At 62.3% G+C, this 18,509-nt stretch carries 16 protein-coding genes; 6 read left to right on the forward strand and 10 right to left on the reverse strand.

Going from position 1 to position 18,509, the window contains the following annotated elements:
- Positions 1-37: 37 nt before the first annotated feature.
- Together REH59_RS23915 and REH59_RS23920 are read right to left on the reverse strand one after the other, a co-directional pair.
- Entirely contained in the window at positions 38-769 is a 732-nt protein-coding gene (locus REH59_RS23915; RefSeq protein ID WP_014861337.1) for a HugZ family protein, read from the reverse strand.
- 82 nt (positions 770-851) lie between these two features.
- Positions 852-1,862, reverse strand: coding sequence for a DUF481 domain-containing protein (locus REH59_RS23920; RefSeq protein ID WP_012053643.1), 1,011 nt, complete (start codon positions 1,860-1,862; stop codon positions 852-854).
- 164 nt (positions 1,863-2,026) lie between these two features.
- Here REH59_RS23920 and REH59_RS23925 point away from each other — a divergent pair, with 164 nt between their 5' ends.
- Positions 2,027-2,380 carry an MGMT family protein gene (locus REH59_RS23925; protein WP_014861336.1) on the forward strand — a complete coding sequence of 118 codons (354 nt, stop codon included), beginning with the start codon at positions 2,027-2,029 and terminating at the stop codon, positions 2,378-2,380.
- A 43-nt stretch (positions 2,381-2,423) separates the two neighbouring features.
- On the forward strand, positions 2,424-3,971 hold the full coding sequence (locus REH59_RS23930; protein WP_012053644.1) for an AmpG family muropeptide MFS transporter: 1,548 nt from the start codon (positions 2,424-2,426) through the stop codon (positions 3,969-3,971).
- Between the two features lie 160 nt (positions 3,972-4,131).
- On the opposite strand, the gene REH59_RS23935 is transcribed toward REH59_RS23930, so the two are convergent.
- The 3 genes from REH59_RS23935 to REH59_RS23945 form a co-directional block, all read right to left on the reverse strand.
- Entirely contained in the window at positions 4,132-5,373 is a 1,242-nt protein-coding gene (locus REH59_RS23935; protein WP_014861335.1) for an MFS transporter, read from the reverse strand.
- A gap of 210 nt (positions 5,374-5,583) precedes the next feature.
- Positions 5,584-6,426, reverse strand: coding sequence for a mechanosensitive ion channel family protein (locus REH59_RS23940; protein ID WP_003251892.1), 843 nt, complete (start codon positions 6,424-6,426; stop codon positions 5,584-5,586).
- A 116-nt stretch (positions 6,427-6,542) separates the two neighbouring features.
- A complete protein-coding gene (locus REH59_RS23945; RefSeq protein WP_003251890.1) occupies positions 6,543-7,028 on the reverse strand; it encodes a YajQ family cyclic di-GMP-binding protein in 486 nt (161 codons plus the stop codon).
- A gap of 100 nt (positions 7,029-7,128) precedes the next feature.
- Between REH59_RS23945 and REH59_RS23950 the strand changes: the two genes are divergently transcribed.
- From REH59_RS23950 to REH59_RS23960, 3 genes are read left to right on the forward strand one after another with little or no spacing between them, the layout of a single operon-like run.
- Positions 7,129-8,046, forward strand: a complete 918-nt coding sequence (locus tag REH59_RS23950; RefSeq protein ID WP_003251888.1) for a putative 2-dehydropantoate 2-reductase — start codon at positions 7,129-7,131, stop codon at positions 8,044-8,046.
- Between the two features lie 37 nt (positions 8,047-8,083).
- Entirely contained in the window at positions 8,084-10,114 is a 2,031-nt protein-coding gene (locus REH59_RS23955) for a sensor histidine kinase (RefSeq protein ID WP_012053647.1), read from the forward strand.
- Between the two features lies 1 nt (position 10,115).
- Positions 10,116-10,682, forward strand: coding sequence for a cob(I)yrinic acid a,c-diamide adenosyltransferase (locus REH59_RS23960; protein ID WP_004575125.1), 567 nt, complete (start codon positions 10,116-10,118; stop codon positions 10,680-10,682).
- 139 nt (positions 10,683-10,821) lie between these two features.
- Here REH59_RS23960 and REH59_RS23965 read toward each other — a convergent pair whose 3' ends face one another.
- The 4 genes from REH59_RS23965 to secA all read right to left on the reverse strand — a co-directional run bounded on the left by REH59_RS23965 (position 10,822) and on the right by secA (position 16,686).
- Positions 10,822-11,766, reverse strand: coding sequence for a Nudix family hydrolase (locus tag REH59_RS23965; protein WP_003251883.1), 945 nt, complete (start codon positions 11,764-11,766; stop codon positions 10,822-10,824).
- Complete coding sequence (locus tag REH59_RS23970) at positions 11,763-12,395, reverse strand: glutathione S-transferase family protein (RefSeq protein ID WP_003251882.1); 633 nt, start codon at positions 12,393-12,395, stop codon at positions 11,763-11,765. The genes REH59_RS23965 and REH59_RS23970 overlap by 4 nt, the downstream gene beginning before the upstream one ends.
- 155 nt (positions 12,396-12,550) lie before the next feature.
- Positions 12,551-13,768 (reverse strand): bifunctional glutamate N-acetyltransferase/amino-acid acetyltransferase ArgJ, encoded by a 1,218-nt coding sequence (argJ, locus tag REH59_RS23975; protein ID WP_003251879.1) that lies wholly within the window; start codon positions 13,766-13,768, stop codon positions 12,551-12,553.
- A gap of 182 nt (positions 13,769-13,950) precedes the next feature.
- Positions 13,951-16,686, reverse strand: a complete 2,736-nt coding sequence (gene secA / locus REH59_RS23980; protein WP_003251877.1) for a preprotein translocase subunit SecA — start codon at positions 16,684-16,686, stop codon at positions 13,951-13,953.
- 372 nt (positions 16,687-17,058) lie between these two features.
- On the opposite strand from secA, the gene REH59_RS23985 reads away from it, so the two are divergent.
- The gene (locus REH59_RS23985) at positions 17,059-17,514 is read left to right on the forward strand and encodes a DUF721 domain-containing protein (protein ID WP_003251875.1); all 456 of its coding nucleotides are present in this window, start codon (positions 17,059-17,061) and stop codon (positions 17,512-17,514) included.
- A 47-nt stretch (positions 17,515-17,561) separates the two neighbouring features.
- On the opposite strand, the gene lpxC is transcribed toward REH59_RS23985, so the two are convergent.
- Positions 17,562-18,473 (reverse strand): UDP-3-O-acyl-N-acetylglucosamine deacetylase, encoded by a 912-nt coding sequence (gene lpxC / locus REH59_RS23990; RefSeq protein ID WP_003251873.1) that lies wholly within the window; start codon positions 18,471-18,473, stop codon positions 17,562-17,564.
- Positions 18,474-18,509 lie beyond the last annotated feature (36 nt).

An 18,509-nucleotide genomic window follows, 5' to 3' on the forward strand; every position in this document is an offset into this window, starting at 1 on the left:
CCAATAAGACCTCAAATGGATGCCTGCGCTCCAGATTTCAACCCTCGGCTTGCATCACAAGCGGCCAATTGTCGGCGCGAGCCAGCAAAACCAAGGCCTCGCGGACTTGTGTCGGCGTGTTGCAAGTAGTGGGGAAAGGCAACCAGTACACGGCCTGGCCGATGCGCAGGTGCATGCCTTCACTGTCTACCCCAACCATCTGCGCCGGTACGTGCCGTGGCAACCCGGTCAATTCGACGTAGTGGGCAATGGCACTGGCGTGATCGCTGTTCATGTGTTCGATCATGCTCCCCTCGGCCTTGCCCGCGAACGGGTTGGCCAAGGTCACATGGTCAAGCCAGTGGATCGCACCGAAGCCGCCGATGTAGCGGTGGCGCACCGGTTGCAGCACCCAGAAATCGAAGTCGTGGGCCTTGTGGTAGTTGGCCGCATCCGGGAAATAGCGGTAATAGCGTTCGGCGGCGGCCTCGATGACGGCCTCGTCGACCAGCTTGTGCGCTTCGGCCATCACCGTCAGGCGCCCTACCGCCTGCACATCCTCAGCCTCGCGCTCACCCACCAACAGCGAACACTTGGGGTCCTTCTGCAGGTTATGGGTGTGCTGGGCAATGCGGCTGATCAGGATCAGCGGGTTGCCCTGGGCGTCCAGGCAGTACGGCACGACCGAACCGAAGGGGTAGCCAGGCATCGACCTGGAATGTGTCGAAAGCACGCCGCGGTATTCCTTGAGCAGCAGTTCCCGGGCGGGGCGGATGGCGTTGGTACTCACTTGAGGGCGGCTCCTGGCGGACGGGTTGGGGACAAGATAAGCATTATCAGCTGCCTGTGCCACTGACCTGCATCCAGACGCCTTACCAGGTAACGCCGAAGCCCGCGGTATAGCGTGTCTTGTCCAGGTCACTTTCACGCGTGCCGGTGATGATGTCCTTCTCCGCCTTGAGGTTCAGCGAGGCCCACTCGGTGACCTTGTAGCGCAGGCCAACCTCGGCATCCAGCGAGTAGTCGGCCACGCCACCCAGCGGCTTGGCGAACTCGCCGTTGGTGAACAGCTGCACGTTCTTGCCGATCAGGTATCGGGTGTAATCCCACTTCACGGCCGCAGAATAGAAATTATCCTTGCCACCATCCTGATACTCGAAGTCAGTACGGTTGATCAGTGAGCCCAGCGAGAACGCGCCCAGCTCATCGTCCCAGAACTGGTAACCCGGGCCGGTACCCACGGTGCGCTGGCGGGCCAGGTCTTCGATGCGATCACGTTTGTATTCCGCACGCCCCTGCCAGAACCACTTCTCGGTAATGAAGCGGTCCAGCGCGTACTCGGCGCTCCAGTTGTCGGTGGTGGTGACGTCGTCCTTGGTCTCGCGGTTGTACTCACCCTCGGCGTTGTGCCGCCAACGGCCATGACGGGCGGTGGTCTTGAAGCCCACGTCGTAATCGTCGGTGTCGTTCTCGGCGCGCTTGTAGTCCAGCGCTACGTCGACATTGCCTTTCCACACGAAATCCTCGACCAGCGGCTTGGGCTTCATGATCTGCTCGATACTGGCCAGCTCCACCGTCTTCGGTGCCTCGCCATTGGCCAAGGTCACCTTGCCTGGCTCTGCCGCCTTGAGCGACTTGGCTTTCTCTCCGCTGTAGGCGTCCTGCTTGACCAGCATCTCCTGGTCGCTTTCCAGCGTCTGGACCTGTTTCCAGTCCAGGGCGATGGACCCACCATAAGGGGTTTCCAGCAGCAGCTTGCCGCCATCGAATACCTTGATCTTGCCACTTAGCCGGTCACCGTTCTTCATCCACACAGTGTCGGCGAACACCGGAGAGGCACACAGGGAAACAGCAAGAAGGCACAACAAGGATCTAGAATTCATAAACGGGCTTTGTTTGCGGACTATGGGTTCGATTTGACGAAAAAGCCGGGCATTATCCAGATACCCAAGACCAGAGCAAGGACAGACCGGGAGTATGCCGTTGAGTTCAACTCTCATTTACCAGACCACCGGTCCGGTTTCATCTGCAGCCCAAGGCGGGCGAGATGTCTGATGGATATGAGCACGCCCTCGATTTGGCCGAGGGCCGACGAACGGCGCTGTATTCAGTACTGGGCCAAGTGCCACCCGGCAAGGTCGTGAGCTATGGCCAACTGGCCGAACTGGCTGGGCTTGGCCGTGCGGCGCGCTGGGTTGGGCGCACCCTGGGGCAGTTGCCTGCAGACTCACGCCTGCCTTGGCACCGGGTGCTCGCTGCGGGTGGCCGGCTGAGCCTGGCGCTGGGCACCCCGTCGGGCGATGAACAACGGGCGCGGTTACGCGCAGAAGGTGTGAATGTAAGCAACAATCGTGTGGATATGACGCGCCATGGCTGGCGCCCAATGGAGCACAGCGGTTAGAGTGCGCGCTTTGTTTTCGAAAACTTGAGGCAGATGTTGGCCCATGCCCCGTAAAACCTGGCGCGCTGCGCTTGCTGCCTATGCCAGCCCGTCAACATTGGTACTTTTGCTACTCGGTTTCGCCGCCGGCCTACCCTACATGCTGGTGTTTTCGACCTTGTCGGTATGGTTGCGCGAAGCCGGCGTTGCCCGTGAAACCATCGGTTATGCAAGCCTGATTGGCTTGGCCTACGCCTTCAAGTGGGTCTGGTCACCGCTGCTCGACCAATGGCGCTTGCCGCTGCTTGGCGGCCTCGGGCGCCGGCGCTCGTGGCTGCTGTTGTCGCAAGCGCTGGTGGTGATCGGGCTGGTCGGCATGAGCCTGTGCGACCCGCAACAGCATCTCTCCTGGCTGATTGCCATGGCCGTACTGGTTGCTTTCGCCTCGGCTACCCAGGACATTGCAGTCGACGCCTACCGCCTGGAAATCGCTGACGACCAGCGCCAGGCCGCGCTCGCTGCCAGTTACATGGCCGGCTACCGGGTGGCTGCCTTGCTCGCCACGGCCGGTGCCCTGTTCTTCGCCGAGTGGTTCGGCTCTACCGGCTTCAGCTACCTGCACAAGGCCTGGGCCGGCACGTACGTGATGTTCGGGGTGATGATGCTGCCCGCCCTGTTCACCACGTTGGTCATGCGCGAACCACCAGTGCCCATGCGCACCCAGCTGTCGGCAGCGCGCTACGGGCTGGTGCACCAGATGGCCTCGGTGTTCGTGCTGATCATCCTGCTGGTCTCGGTACCGGCCAGCTTCACCCAGATGTTCAATACCGGCTGGTCCAGCGTGGTCTCCGGTGATGCCACGCCGCTCGACCTGCTGCTGGAAGACCGCGCCTTCCTGCGCCTGATCCTCTACGTGCTGCTGACCTGGGCCTGCCTGTCGAGCCTCGGCCGTCGCGGCCTGGCCCCCGTGCTGACCCCGATCAACGACTTCATCACCCGCTACCGCTGGCAGGCTCTGCTGCTGCTCGGCCTGATCGCCACCTATCGCATGTCGGACACGGTGATGGGGGTGATGGCCAACGTGTTCTATATCGACATGGGCTTCACCAAGGACCAGATTGCCAGCGTCAGCAAGATCTTCGGCCTGATCATGACCCTGGTCGGCGCCGGGGTTGGCGGCCTGCTGATCGTACGCTTCGGCATCATGCCCATCCTGTTCATTGGCGGCGTAGCCTCTGCCGGCACCAACATCCTGTTCCTGATGTTGGCTGACATGGGGCCGAACCTGGAAATGCTGGTGGTGACCATCTCGCTGGACAACTTCAGCTCCGGCATGGCTACCTCGGCCTTTGTCGCCTACCTGTCCAGCCTGACCAACCTGAAGTTCTCGGCGACCCAGTACGCGCTGCTCAGTTCGATCATGTTGCTGTTGCCGCGGCTGATCGGCGGGTATTCGGGCGTTATTGTGGAGAAGTTCGGCTACCACGACTTCTTCCTGATCACGGCGCTGCTGGGGGTGCCTACGCTGATCCTGATCGCCCTGCAGTGGCATCAGGAAGCCGGGCGGGGAACGCCGGTGGCGGACGACCACTCGGTGGCTGAGCGGCCCTGAAACTTTGTATTGCCTGTACTGGCCTCTTCGCGGGTAAACCCGCTCCTACACCGGGCCGCGTTGCCTGGTAGGAGCGGGTTTACCCGCGAAGAGGCCGGGCCGCGCTGCCTTGTAGGAGCGGGTTTACCCGCGAAGAGGCCGGCACAGGCAATACCGCTTATCAAGCAACAGCCCCTTCCCCAGGCCGCCCCCCCACCACAAACCACAGCGGCCACAGCGCCAACGCCCCCGCCACCCCCGCCGCCAGGGCAAAATGCAGCAAGCTGGCACCGGCGCCAATCATCGCCAGCAGCGCACCGCCAAGCCCCAGCAAGGCAATGGTGATCATCCCCAGCATGGCCGAAACCAGCCCCTTGCTCTGCTCACTGGAGAACAGCGTCATGCGGTACAGCACCGCATTGGCCACGCCCAACCCCAGCGCATACAGCGACATGCCAGCCACCACACTGGTCACACTCGGCCAGTACCAGGTCGCCAGCACCATCAGGCACAGGCCCGCCAGGTATGGCCAGAGCGCACCACGCACCAGGGCTGGCAGCGGGTAGCGATCGGCAATGCGGTTGATGATCAGGTTACCGAGGATCAGCCCGCCAAAGACCGGCAACTGCCACAAGGCATACTCCAGGGTACTCAATCCCTCATCGTGAATCAGCAGCACCGGCGACAGGCCAATCCAGCCAATCAGCGGCAATCCGACCAACCCAAGGGCGGCGCTGCCTGCAACGAAGCGGCGGTTGCCCAGCAGTTGGCCATAACCTGCCAACAGTGGCAGCAGGTGAATCGGCGTGAACGCCAGCCGCGAGCCGTCACGGCGCTCCACGCCCAGGGTTTCCGGCATCAGCCGGTACAACAGCAGCCAGGCCAGCACCGCGCCGATGGCGAACGCCACGAACAGCCAGCGCCAATCCAGCCATTGCAGCAGCAAGGTGCCCACCAGCGGCCCGAGCAGGGGCGACAGCAAGGCGATGTTGGCCAGCAGGGCCATCATGCGTACCGCATCAGCTTCGCAGAAAGCCTCGTTCAGGGCCGGGTAGCTGACCGTGACCACAAAGCCCAGGCCAATGCCCTGCAACAGGCGCAACAGGTTGAACAGGCCGATGTCCTGGACCCAGAAGGTGGCCAGGCAGGCCAGGCCAAAGAATGCGCAACCGACCAGCAGCAGCGGGCGCCGTCCATAACGGTCGGCCAACGGGCCGATCAGCCATTGCAGTACTACGCCGCCCAGCAGGTACAGGTTGAGGGCATGGGGTATGTATTCGGGGCTGGCATCGAGGTCACTGACCACGACCGGCATGGCCGGCATGACCGCGTCGCTGGCCAGGTAGGTCAGCAGTTCGAACAGGGCCAAGGTCAGGCCGAACAGCAAGGCACGCAGAGGGGTGACATACAGCAGTGGTTTCATGATGGCGTATCGGGTGTGGCAGGCGGGATCACGCTATATGCCAGAAATTGTTGGAAATTGCTGTGAGCAAGTGTAATCAGGGTAGGAAAAAGCTGGGGCCGCTTTGCGCCCCTTCGCGGGCAAGCCCGCCCCTACGAGGACATGCGTGTCCTGTGTAGGAGCGGGCTTGCCCGCGAAGGGGCGCAAAGCGGCCCCGGCTTCAACGCGGAATTACTGCGTTGCAGTCTCCTGCACCACGCGAATAACCCGCTGCGGAAACGGAATATCGATCCCTTCGGCCTTCAACCGGTCACGCGCATACTCGTTGAGCATGAACATCACGTCCCAGTAATCGGAGGTCTTGGTCCACAAGCGCAGCGATACGGTGATCGAGCTGTCGCCCAGCGTCGACACGACCGCCTGCGGTGCCGGGTCTTGCAGAACACGCGGGTCCTTTGCCAGCTCCAGCAACACATTGCGGGCCTTCTGCAGGTCGGCCTCGTAGTCAACGCCCACATCGAACACCACCTTGCGCGTCGGCTGGCGGTTGGTGTTGGTAATGATGCCGTTGGACAGGCTGCCATTGGGCATGATGACCGTCTTGTTGTCACCGGTGCGCAGCACGGTGTGGAAGATCTGGATACTGTCGACGGTGCCGGCAACGCCCTGCGCCTCGATCCAGTCACCGATACGGAACGGGCGGAACATCAGAATCAGCACACCACCGGCGAAGTTCGCCAGGCTGCCCTGCAAGGCAAGGCCGATGGCCAGGCCTGCGGCACCGATGGCGGCGACGAACGAGGTGGTCTCGATGCCGATCATCGAGGCTACGCTGACCAACAGCAGCACCTTCAGCACGATGTTCGCCAGGGTGCTGATGAAGCCCTGCAGCGCCAGGTCGGCGTTGCGCAGGCCAACCAGCTTGCCGAGGCGGGCGCTGACCTTGTTGATGATCCACCAGCCAACCGCCAAGGTCAGCAGTGCCAGCAGCACACGGCTGCCGTATTCCATGATCAAAGGGATCCACGTCTGGGATTGGCGGACGAGCTGGTCGACCTCAGCGTTCAAATCCATATTCATCTCCTGATGCCGAGCGGCAAGTACACGGTAGAACAGGCCGCGCGTGTTATTACGCAACCCCGGCCCCCATGGACATCATTTGGCCATCGGGGTTCCGGGCCACCCCCACATCAGTCGCGGAAGTTGTTGAACTGCAGCGGCATGTCGAATTCCTTGGTGCGCAGCAGGGCAATGGCTTCCTGCAGATCGTCACGTTTCTTGCCGGTTACCCGTACCTGCTCACCCTGGATGGCGGCCTGTACTTTCAGCTTGCCATCCTTGATGGTGGCAACGATCTTTTTTGCCAGGTCCTTGTCGATGCCTTCGCGGAACTTGGCTTCCTGTTTCTTTTCCTTGCCGGAGGCGTAGGGGTCCTTGGTTTCCAGGCACTTCACGTCGATCTTGCGCTTGACCAGTGCAAGGCGCAGGATCTCCAGCATCGCCTCGAGCTGGAACTCTTCCTCAGCAGTGAGCATCACGGTCTGCTCTTTGTCCTTGAACTCGAAGGTGCCTTTGCCCTTGAGGTCGTAGCGGCGGTCCAGTTCCTTGATGGCGTTGTCGACCGCGTTCTGCACTTCGTGCTTGTCCAGTTCCGATACCACGTCGAACGAAGGCATGGTTGTTCTCCCAAAATAAAAGCGCGCTCAGGCTGAAGATGGAGCGCGCTGGGTTTGAAGGTTAAAATGCGGGCTCATTATAACGGGTTGCGAAACGCATATGAGCAGCACCTGGCATATTCTCGGCGCCGGTAGCCTTGGCAGTCTGTGGGCCTGCCGGCTGGCACGCGCCGGCAAGGCTGTGCGCCTGATCCTGCGTGACGGGCAACGGCTGCAGGCCTATCAGCAGGCCGGTGGCCTGACCCTGGTCGAGCAGGACCAAACCCGGCGCTACGCCATACCGGCCGAAACGGCGCAAGCGCAAGGCCCGATCCACCGGCTGCTGGTGGCCTGCAAGGCCTATGACGCTGCCCCGGCGATTGCCGGTCTAGCACCTCGGCTGGCCGAGAGCGCCGAAGTGCTGCTGTTGCAGAATGGCCTGGGCAGCCAGGATGAAGTCGCCGACCTGGTGCCGCACGCTCGCTGCATCTTCGCCTCCAGCACCGAAGGCGCCTTCCGCGAGGGGGACTGGCAAGTGCGTTTTGCCGGCCATGGCTTCAACTGGCTAGGCGACCCACGAAGCCCCCTGCTCCCCGCCTGGTTCGATGACCTGCACGAGGCCGGTATCCCCGCTGAGTGGACAGTAGACATACTGACCCGCCTGTGGCGCAAGCTGGCGCTCAATTGCGCCATCAACCCGCTGACCGTGCTTCACGATTGCCAGAATGGCGGGCTGCTGGGGCACCTGGGTGAAGTGCAGGCCCTGTGCGTCGAACTGGCCCGACTGCTGCGCCGTTGCGGCCAGCCGCAAGCAGCCGAGGGGCTGGACGAAGAAGTTCAGCGGGTAATCCTCGCCACCGCAGCCAACTACTCTTCCATGTACCAGGACGTGCATGCAGGACGGCGCACCGAGTTGCACTACCTGCTCGGCCATGCTTGCCGCGCTGCGGGCCGTCATGGCCTGCAACTGCCGCAGCTGGAACACCTGCTGCAGCGCTTGGTCGAAAACCTGCGCGTGCGTGGCTTGCCTTGCGACTGACGCGGCCCTTCCACCGGATACGGACATTGCCTTGCCCATGACCTTGCGCCAACGCCTGGAAAACCTCCCGGTCGGGCAGAAGCTGCTGGCGGCCCTGCTGGTACTGCTGGTGACCATCTTGCTGATGGCCAACCTCACCTTCATCAGCGCCGCCTACTGGATCACCCAGGAAAGCATGGCGCCGCAGGCTATGCACACCATCGGCCGGCTGGTGGCCAATCCACAGCTTGCAGCCCGCGCCGGCGACACCCCGGACACGGCCCGTGCCCTGCTCAAGGAACTGGACAGTTACACACCGCTTCGCGCCGCCGCCATCTACGGTGGCGATGGCCGAATGCTGGCGCAGTTGCAACATGGCGAGCCGCTGGCCCTGCCCAAGCGTTTTCGCAACATCGACGGCTGGCGCCTGATGGAGTTTCGCAGCACTCAGTTGATCCGCATCCCCCGCGATGCCAACCCACCGGCACATTTGCTGCTGGTAGCCAGCAGCGAACTGCCCACGGCCTTCTACACCGGCACACTCAGCGCCAGCCTGGGCATCCTGGTGTTCAGTGTCCTGCTATGGATCGTCATCGCCCGGCAGATCAAACGCCTGATCACCCAGCCGATCAACCAGCTTGAGGAGCTCAGCCGCCAGGTTACCCGCGAAGAGAGCTACGCCTTGCGTGCCCAGCGCGGCAATGACGATGAAATCGGCAGCCTGGCCGAGGCCTTCAACACCATGCTGTCGCGCATCGAGGCCCGCGAGCAGCAGCTCAAGAGCGCCCGCGACGAGTTCCAGAGTGCCTACGACCAGGCTCAGGGCCTTGCCGAAGAAACCCGCCACACCAACCGCAAGCTGGAACTGGAAGTACAGGTACGCAGCAAGATCGAGAAAAAGCTCACCGGTTTTCAGAACTACCTCAACAGCATCATCGACTCGATGCCCTCGGCACTGATCGCCCTCGACGAACAGCTCTACGTGACCCAATGGAACCACGAAGCCACGGTGCTTTCCGGCACGCCACTGGACGAGGCGCTCAACCAGCCGGTGTTCATTGCGTTCGAGCCGCTGAAGCCGTTCCTCCCGCAACTGAAGGAAACCGTGGAAAAACATCGAGTGGCGAAGATCGAGCGGGTAACCTGGCCCAAGGGCGACGACCTGCGCCACTACGCCCTGACCTTCTACCCACTGACGGGCGGCGGCGGGCGCGGCGTGGTCATTCGTATCGACGACATCACCCAGCGTCTGTCATTGGAAGAGATGATGGTGCAGTCAGAAAAGATGCTCTCGGTCGGGGGGCTGGCTGCCGGCATGGCGCACGAAATCAACAACCCGCTGGGCGCTATCCTGCACAACGTGCAGAACATTCGCCGGCGCCTGTCGTCCGACCTGCCGCGCAACCAGGAACAGGCCGAAGAGCTGGGCATCGATCTGGCCACGATCAACCGCTACCTGGACAGCCGCGAGGTGCCGCAACTGCTCGACGGCATTCAGCAGGCCGGTGCCCGGGCGGCGAAGATCGTCACCCACATGCTCAGCTTCAGCCGCCGCAGCAACCGCCAGCTGGTGCCATGCGAGCTGCCGGCACTGATCGATCAGGCGCTTGAAATTGCCGGCAATGACTTCGATCTGGCCATTGGCTTCGACTTCAAGGGGCAAGCCATCGTGCGCCAGTTCGACCCCGACCTGGGGCCGGTCCCATGCACCGCCAACGAGCTGGAACAAGTACTGCTCAACTTGCTGAAGAATGCAGCCCAGGCCATCCACCAACGCCCGCAACCCAGCGAGCCCGGACGCATCACACTGCGCACCCGGCTAAACCCGCCATGGGCAGAAATCCAGGTCGAGGACAACGGCGTCGGCATGCCCGAGGCAGTGCGCAAGCGCACCTTCGAGCCGTTTTTCACCACCAAGGAAATCGGCCAGGGTACCGGGCTGGGCCTGTCGGTCTCGTACTTCATCATCACCAACAACCACAAGGGGCAGATGGAAGTGCAATCCACGCCAGGCCAAGGCACCTGCTTTACCCTACGCCTGCCCCTCACCCAGCCGGCAGCGGCGGTGCCGGCCAGAACGGAGCAATGACATGGGCTACCGCCTTTCGAAGATCTATACCCGCACCGGCGACAAAGGCGAAACCGGCCTGGGCGACGGCCGTCGGGTGCCCAAGGACCACCCGCGGATCGAAGCGATTGGCGAGGTGGACAGCCTGAACAGCCAGTTGGGGTTGCTGCTGGCGGGGCTCGCCGAGCACGGGCTGAATGAAGTGACCACAGTGCTGGCGCCGTGTCAGCACCGCTTGTTCGACCTGGGTGGCGAGCTGGCGATGCCCAGTTACCAGGCATTGACCCTGGCGGAAGTGGAACGCCTGGAGGCGGCCATCGATGTGTGGAACGAAGAGCTGGGGCCGCTGAAAAACTTCATTCTGCCCAGTGGTTCGGCGCTGGTGGCGCAGGCGCATGTGTGCCGCAGCCTCGCGCGCAGTGCAGAGCGCCGGTGCCAGCAGTTGAATGCCATGGAGCCGCTGGAAGGCGTTGGTTTGGCGTATATCAACCGGCTTTCCGATCTATTGTTCGTGGCGGCGCGGATCATCGGGCGGCGCCAGGGGGTGGCTGAGGTTTTGTGGCAGCCCGCCGAGAAACCCAAAGGCTGATACTTCTGGGGCTGCTTTGCAGCCCATTCGCGGGCTTGCCCGCTCCCACAGGTTTCGAGCAGGCTTGAAGCGTGTGAGTTTCCTGTGGGAGCGGGCAAGCCCGCGAATGGGCCCCGCAGCGGCCCCTGTTACAAGGGACTCAAACCTCGGGCCAGAACGCCCGGATCCCGGCTACACCCTGTGCCCCGGCTTCCCAGGCCTGCTCGCGCTCACCCGGCCCTACCCCACCCAGCAGGTAAACCGGCTTGTTGAACCCGGCAATCAACCGCTGCGCCTCATCCCATCCCAACGGCACCGCCTCTGGGTGAGTCTGGGTCGCCTGCACTGGCGACAGGGTGACAAAGTCCACGCCCATCTGCTCAGCCAGCGCCAGCTCTTCGGCACTGTGGCAGGATGCCGCCAACCAGCGCTCCTTGGGGAACGGCCGGCCCCTGGCGGCGTACTTGCGCAGCTGCGCGGCCGTCAGGTGCCAACCGGCCGCCGGGAAATCACCCAGCCACTCCAGTGGCCCTTTAAGCATCAGCTGCGCCTTGCCCGCACACAGCCCGACCGCATCCACCGCCACGTCGCGGTACTTGGGGTCGTACATGTCCGGGGCACGCAACTGGATCAGGCGAATACCATTGGCCACCGCCTTCTGGATGCCCTTGAGCATTTGCGGCACTTCCAGGCCGTCCGGGGTGATCAGGTACTGGTCCGGCAGGCGCGCAGCGGCGACGATCGGCTTGTTGGCCTCGGGGAATTCGTACTGCGGCAAATCGCGCGGGGCAACCCACTCCAGCGGCTGGCCTTCGGCACCATGGGGTTCGCCAGTGAACGCTTCGACCTCGCGCACGTCCAGCAGCACCTGCTTGTCCGGGTAGTCATGGCTGACCTTGATCAGCGCACGCGAATGGCTTACCTCGATGCCCAGCTCCTCGCGCAACTCGCGGGCAAGCGCCGCTTCGACGCTTTCGCCTTCTTCCACCTTGCCACCGGGGAACTCCCACAAGCCGCCCTGGTGCTGGGTATCGGCACGACGTGCGATCAGAATACGGCCATCAGCGCCGCGAATCACGGCAGCTACTACATGAATCCGTTTCACGCTTCACGCTCCTCCAGGCCTGCCTGTTGCCATGCCTGGAAGGCTGGCCATTGATAAATGGTCTCGATGTAGGCTGCCGCCTCGGCGGGGACTTCTACGCGGTAGGTGCGCAGGCGCACGGCCACCGGGGCAAAGAAGGCATCGGCCAGGCTTGCCTTGCCGAACAGGAACGGGCCGCTGTCCTTGGCCACCAGACGGCATTCGGACCACAGCGCAACGATACGGTCGATGTCGATTTGCACGTCCAGCGGCACGCTGTCCAGCGCCTGGTCGCGCGACAAGTCGAACGGCATGGCGCCGCGCAGGGCAAAGAAGCCGCTATGCATCTGCGCACAGGCCGAACGGGCCTGGGCACGCGCCGCCACATCGGCAGGCCACAGCTGGGCTTCGGGGTGGCGTTCGTTGAGGTATTCGGCAATGGCCAGCGAGTCAGCGATCACACCGTGCTCGCTCTTGAGCAGCGGCACCTTGCCGGTGGAGGAGAAAGCGAGGATGCGCTGGCGGGTATCAGGCTGGTTCAGCTTGATCAGGGTTTCTTCGTAGGGCACGCCAGCCAGCTCGAGGGCCAGGGCGCCACGCAGCGACCAGGAGGAGTACAGCTTGTCGCCGATGATCAGGTGATAGCTCATGGTTCGGCTCCATCAGGTTTGTCTTGCAAAACCCGCAGGCCGCTGCGCGGCCTTTCGCGGGCAAGCCCGCTCCCACAGGGACCGCACCGCTCCTGCAGGCATTGCAACACCTGTGGGAGCGGGCGTGCCCGCGAAGAGGCCTTCGGATCAGTAGATCAGGTACGGTACTCGGCGTTGATCTTCACGTACTCGTGGGACAGGTCGGTCGTCCAGATGGTTTCGCTGCACTGGCCACGGCCCAGTTCGATTCGGATGGTGATCTCTTCCTGGGCCATCACTGCCGAACCCTGCGCTTCGGTATAGCTCGGGCTGCGGCCGCCTTTGCTCGCAATGCAAACGCTGTCCAGGTAAACATCGATCAGGCTCACATCCAGCTCCGGTACACCGGCACGGCCTACGGCAGCGAGGATACGGCCCCAGTTCGGGTCGGAAGCGAACAGCGCGGTCTTGATCAGCGGCGAGTGGGCCACGGCGTAGCCGACGTCCAGACACTCCTGGTGGTTACCACCACCGTTGACTTGCACGGTCACGAACTTGGTCGCGCCTTCGCCGTCACGGACGATGGCCTGGGCCACTTCCATGCACACTTCGAACACGGCCTTTTTCAGCGCTTCGAAGAGCGCGCCGCTGGCTTCAGTCACTTCCGGCAGGTCAGCCTTGCCGGTAGCGATCAACATGCAGCAATCGTTGGTCGAAGTATCACCATCGATCGTGATGCGGTTGAACGACTTGTTGGCGCCGTCCAGCATCAGGTCCTTGAGGACGCTTGGCGCCACCTTGGCGTCGGTGGCGATGTAGCCCAGCATGGTCGCCATGTTCGGGCGGATCATGCCTGCACCCTTGCTGATACCGGTGACGGTAACGGTCACGCCATCGTGCTGGAACTGGCGGCTGGCCCCTTTGGGCAGGGTGTCGGTGGTCATGATGCCGGTAGCGGCCTCAGCCCAGTTGTTCTCCGACAGGTTGTCGAGGGCGGCCTGCAGCGCGCCTTCGATCTTTTCGACCGGCAGCGGCTCGCCAATCACGCCGGTGGAGAACGGCAGTACCGACTCTGCCGGTACGCCAGCCAGTTCGGCCAGCTTGGCGCAGGTGCGCTCGGCGGCGGCCAGGCCTGGCGCGCCGGTGCCAGCATTGGCGTTACCCGTGTTGGTCAGCAGGTAGCGCACGGTGCCCTGTACACGCTGCTTGGACAGGATCACCGGCGCTGCGCAGAAGGCGTTGAGGGTGAACACGCCAGCCACGCTGGAGCCTTCGGCACAGCGCATGACCACCACATCCTTGCGCCCCGGGCGCTTGATACCGGCAGAAGCGATACCGAGTTCAAAACCCGGAACCGGGTGCAGGGTGGGCAAAGGACCAAGACCAACAGCCATTAGAGCGCTCCTAGAAAAAACGATGATGTCGAAAAAGGGGCCGCTTCGCGCCCCATCGCGACACAAGGCCGCCCCCACAAGGATCGCGCCCGTTCATGGACGAGCGCGGTACCTGTGGGAGCGGCCTTGTGTCGCGAAAGGGCCGCAAAGCGGCCCCAGGCTTGTACAACGTAAGGTTCAGATCACTCGATCTGACCATGGCAATGCTTGAACTTCTTGCCCGAACCACACCAGCACGGCTCGTTGCGGCCCAGCTTCTGGTCATTGCGTACTGGCGCCGAGGCTACCGCTACTTCGGCACCCTCCTCGCTCAGTTGCTCACTTTCCAGGCCCGGTGCAGCGGCGTGCTGGAATTGCATGCGACTCGCCAGCTCTTCGGCTTCGCGGCGCAGGCGGGCTTCTTCTTCGGCCGGGTCTTCGCGGCGAACCTGTACGTGCGACAGCACGCGGATGGTGTCGCGCTTGATCGACTCCAACAGCTCCTGGAACAGGCTGAACGACTCGCGCTTGTACTCCTGCTTCGGGTTCTTCTGCGCATAACCACGCAGGTGAATACCGTGACGCAGGTGGTCCATGGTCGACAGGTGGTCTTTCCACAGGTCGTCCAGTACGCGCAGCAGAATCTGCTTCTCGAAGGTTCGCAGGGCGTCGAGACCGGCCTGGTCTTCCTTCTCGGTGTAGGCAGTGGTGATCTCGTTCAGCAGCTTCTCGCGCAAGGTCTCTTCGTAGAGGTGATCATCCTCGTCGAGCCATTGCTGAATCGGCAACTTGATGGCGAAATCGCTGGCCAGCGAAGCCTCCAGGCCGGCTACGTCCCACTGCTCTGGCAGCGACTGCGGCGGAATGTGCTGGCTGATGGTAGCGTCCAGTACTTCCTTGCGGAATTCGACGATGGTGTCGCCAATGTTCTCGGCGGCCAGCAGGCTGTTGCGCATGTGGTAGATCACCTTGCGCTGCTCGTTGGCGACGTCGTCATATTCGAGCAATTGCTTACGAATGTCGAAGTTGCGGCCTTCGACCTTGCGCTGGGCTTTCTCGATAGCGTTGGTGACCATGCGGTGCTCGATGGCCTCGCCCGACTGCATGCCCAGTGCCTTCATGAAGTTCTTCACCCGGTCAGAGGCGAAGATGCGCATCAGGCTGTCTTCCAGCGACAGGTAGAAGCGGCTGGAACCCGGGTCGCCCTGACGACCGGAGCGGCCACGCAGCTGGTTGTCGATACGGCGCGATTCGTGACGCTCGGAAGCGATTACATGCAGGCCACCCGTCTCGATCACTTGCTGGTGACGCTTCTGCCAGTCGGCCTTGATCTGGGCAATCTGCTCGGCTGTCGGGTTTTCCAGGGCAGCCACTTCGGCTTCCCAGTTACCGCCCAGCAGGATGTCGGTACCACGGCCAGCCATGTTGGTGGCGATGGTCAGTGCACCTGGCGCGCCTGCTTGCGCGATGATCTCGGCTTCCTTCTCGTGATACTTGGCGTTGAGCACCTTGTGGTCGATCCCTTCCTTTTTCAGGAGGTTGGACATGTGCTCGGAAGTTTCAATGGTCGCGGTACCTACCAGCACCGGCCGGCCCAGCTTCATGCTTTCCTTGATGTCGGCGATGATCGCGGCGTATTTCTCGTCAGCGGTCAGGTACACCAGGTCGTTGTAATCCTTACGCGCCAGTGGCTTGTTCGGCGGAATGACCATCACGTTCAGGCCGTAGATCGACTGGAACTCGAATGCTTCGGTGTCGGCGGTACCGGTCATGCCGGACAGCTTGGTGTACAGGCGGAAGTAGTTCTGGAAGGTGGTCGAAGCCAGGGTCTGGCTCTCGGCCTGGATGTTCAGGTTCTCTTTGGCTTCGATGGCCTGGTGCAGGCCCTCGGACAGGCGACGGCCCGGCATGGTACGGCCGGTGTGTTCGTCGATCAGCAGAACCTGACCGTCCTGGACGATGTACTCGACGTTGCGGTGGAACAGCTTGTGTGCACGAAGACCGGCGTAGACGTGTGTCAGCAAGCCCAGGTTGTGCGCGGAGTACAGGCTCTCGCCCTCAGCCAGCAGGCCCGCCTGGGCCAGCATCTCTTCGATGAACTGGTGACCGGCTTCATTCAGCTCCACCTGGCGACTCTTCTCGTCGATGGTGAAGTGGCCTTCCTGGGTGACCTGGCCTTCGACCTCTTCGATGTGCTGGGTGAGGCGCGGGATCAGGCGGTTGATCTCGATGTACAGCTTGGAGCTGTCCTCGGCCTGACCGGAAATGATCAGCGGGGTACGCGCTTCGTCGATGAGGATGGAGTCGACTTCGTCGATCACGGCGAAGTTCAGTTCACGCTGGAACTTCTCGTCCTGGCTGAACGCCATGTTGTCGCGCAGGTAGTCGAACCCGAATTCGTTGTTGGTGCCGTAGGTGATGTCGGCTGCATAGGCGGCGCGCTTTTCTTCCGGCGGCTGGAAGGCCGAGACGATACCGACCGACAGACCGAGGAACTCGTACAGCGGGCGCATCCAGTTGGCGTCACGGCGCGCCAGGTAGTCGTTGACGGTGACCACATGCACGCCCTTGCCGGACAATGCGTTGAGGTAGACGGCCAGGGTACCGACCAAGGTCTTGCCTTCACCGGTGCGCATTTCTGCGATCATACCCTCGTGCAGGGTCATGCCGCCGATCAACTGCACATCGAAATGGCGCATGCCCATTACACGCTTGCCGGCCTCACGGGCCACGGCGAAGGCTTCGGGCAGCAATTGGTCCAGTGTCTCGCCTTTGGCCAGGCGTTCCTTGAACTCTGCAGTCTTGCCCCGCAGTTGCTCGTCGGAGAGGGCCACCATCTTCTCTTCGAAGGCATTGACGATACTCACCGTCTTGAGCATGCGTTTGACTTCACGCTCGTTCTTGCTTCCAAAAAGTTTTTTTAACAAAGGCGCAAACATATCGGCAGGATCTTCCACACGTAGGGATGGAGGGCGGCCCCATGAGTCGCCCGTGCAGCCCATAGGCCGCATGCGAACGAGCATTCTACCCGGAAACGATGGTGAGGAAAGTGGTGGATTTCCACGATGCTGATACAGCGTTTTGGCAGGGGCCTGTTTTAGATAGGGGCATTTTCACTGAGTTCAAGGCTTGGCAACATGAAAGCTATCGAGAACCAGTCTTGTCTTTGGCTGCCTGTGCCGGCCTCTTCGCGGGTGAACCCGCTCCTACAAGATACCGATACCCCAGGCAGGAGCGGGTTCACCCGCGAAGAGGCCGGCACAGGCAACGGAGATGTTAGACTGTGCCCACGTCACCTCACGCGTACCCCCATGGCCTACAAACCCTCCCCCGCCCAGCCACCTTCCGCCCTGCTGCGCCAGGTGCGCCCGCTGCGCCTGCTGCTGAACCAGGCCGAGCGCCTGGAGCACTTGCAGCGCCTGCTGGAAAGCCAGTTGCAACCGGCTGCCCGCGAGCACTGCCATGTGGCGTCCTGGCGCGATGGTACTTTGTTGCTGGTGGTTACCGACGGCCATTGGGCAACCCGCCTGCGCTACCAGCAGAAGCGCTTGTTGGCGGCCCTGCAGGCCATGGAAGCATTCGGCAACCTCAGGCGCATCCTGTACAAGGTACAGCCGCCGCTGGTACCGGCCAAGCGTGGCGGGCATGCGGCCGAGCTTTCGAACAGCGCGGCCGAGAGCCTGCGCGACACCGCCGAGGGCATTACCGACCCCAAACTGCGTGCCGCACTGGAACGGTTGGCCGCCCACGCCCAGGGCAAGCCATAAAAAAGGCCACCCGAAGGTGGCCTTAATGAACTAGAGAGTGTTCGAACTTACACGGCCGCAACAGGGCGCATGTACGAGATCGGTGCCGTGCTGGCATCTTCGAAAGTGACCACTTCCCAGGCATCGGTTTCAGCAATCAGCTTGCGCAACAGCTGGTTGTTCAGCGCGTGGCCGGACTTGAAGCCCTTGAACTCGCCGATCAGGCTGTTGCCCAGCAGGTACAGATCGCCGATGGCGTCGAGGATCTTGTGCTTGACGAATTCGTCTTCGTAACGAAGGCCGTCTTCGTTGAGCACGCCGTCCTCATCGACCACGATGGCGTTCTCGACACTGCCACCCAACGCAAGGTTGTGCTTGCGCAGGTACTCGATGTCACGCATGAAGCCAAAAGTACGCGCGCGGCTGACTTCCTTCACGAACGACGTGCTGGAAAAGTCGACGCTGGCGCTCTGGGTCCGGTTGCGAAGCACCGGGTGATCGAAATCGATCTCGAAGCTCACCTTGAAACCTTCGAAAGGCAGGAACGTGGCGCGCTTGTCGCCCTCTTCCACGGTTACCTCACGCAGGATGCGGATGAACTTCTTGGCTGCGTCCTGTTCTTCCAGGCCGGCAGACTGAATCAGGAATACAAAAGGACCGGCGCTGCCATCCATGATCGGCACTTCCGAGGCGGAGAGCTCGACGTAGGCGTTATCGATGCCCAGGCCCGCCATGGCGGAAAGCAGGTGCTCGACCGTATCGACCTTGACGTCACCGTTGACCAACGTCGTCGACATGGTTGTCTCGCCGACGTTGGCCGCACGCGCAGGGATCTCGACCACAGGGTCGAGGTCGGCGCGGCGGAAGACGATGCCGGTGTCAACAGGTGCAGGCTTGAGGGTCAGGTAAACCTTCTCCCCGGAGTGCAGACCGACACCTGTGGCACGGATGGTATTCTTCAGGGTGCGTTGTTTAATCATGGCATTGGCCGCTTCAGCGCAAATTGCGAACAGGTA

The organism is Pseudomonas sp. BO3-4, from assembly GCF_034044115.1.
Taxonomy (GTDB): Bacteria; Pseudomonadota; Gammaproteobacteria; order Pseudomonadales; family Pseudomonadaceae; genus Aquipseudomonas; species Aquipseudomonas alloputida.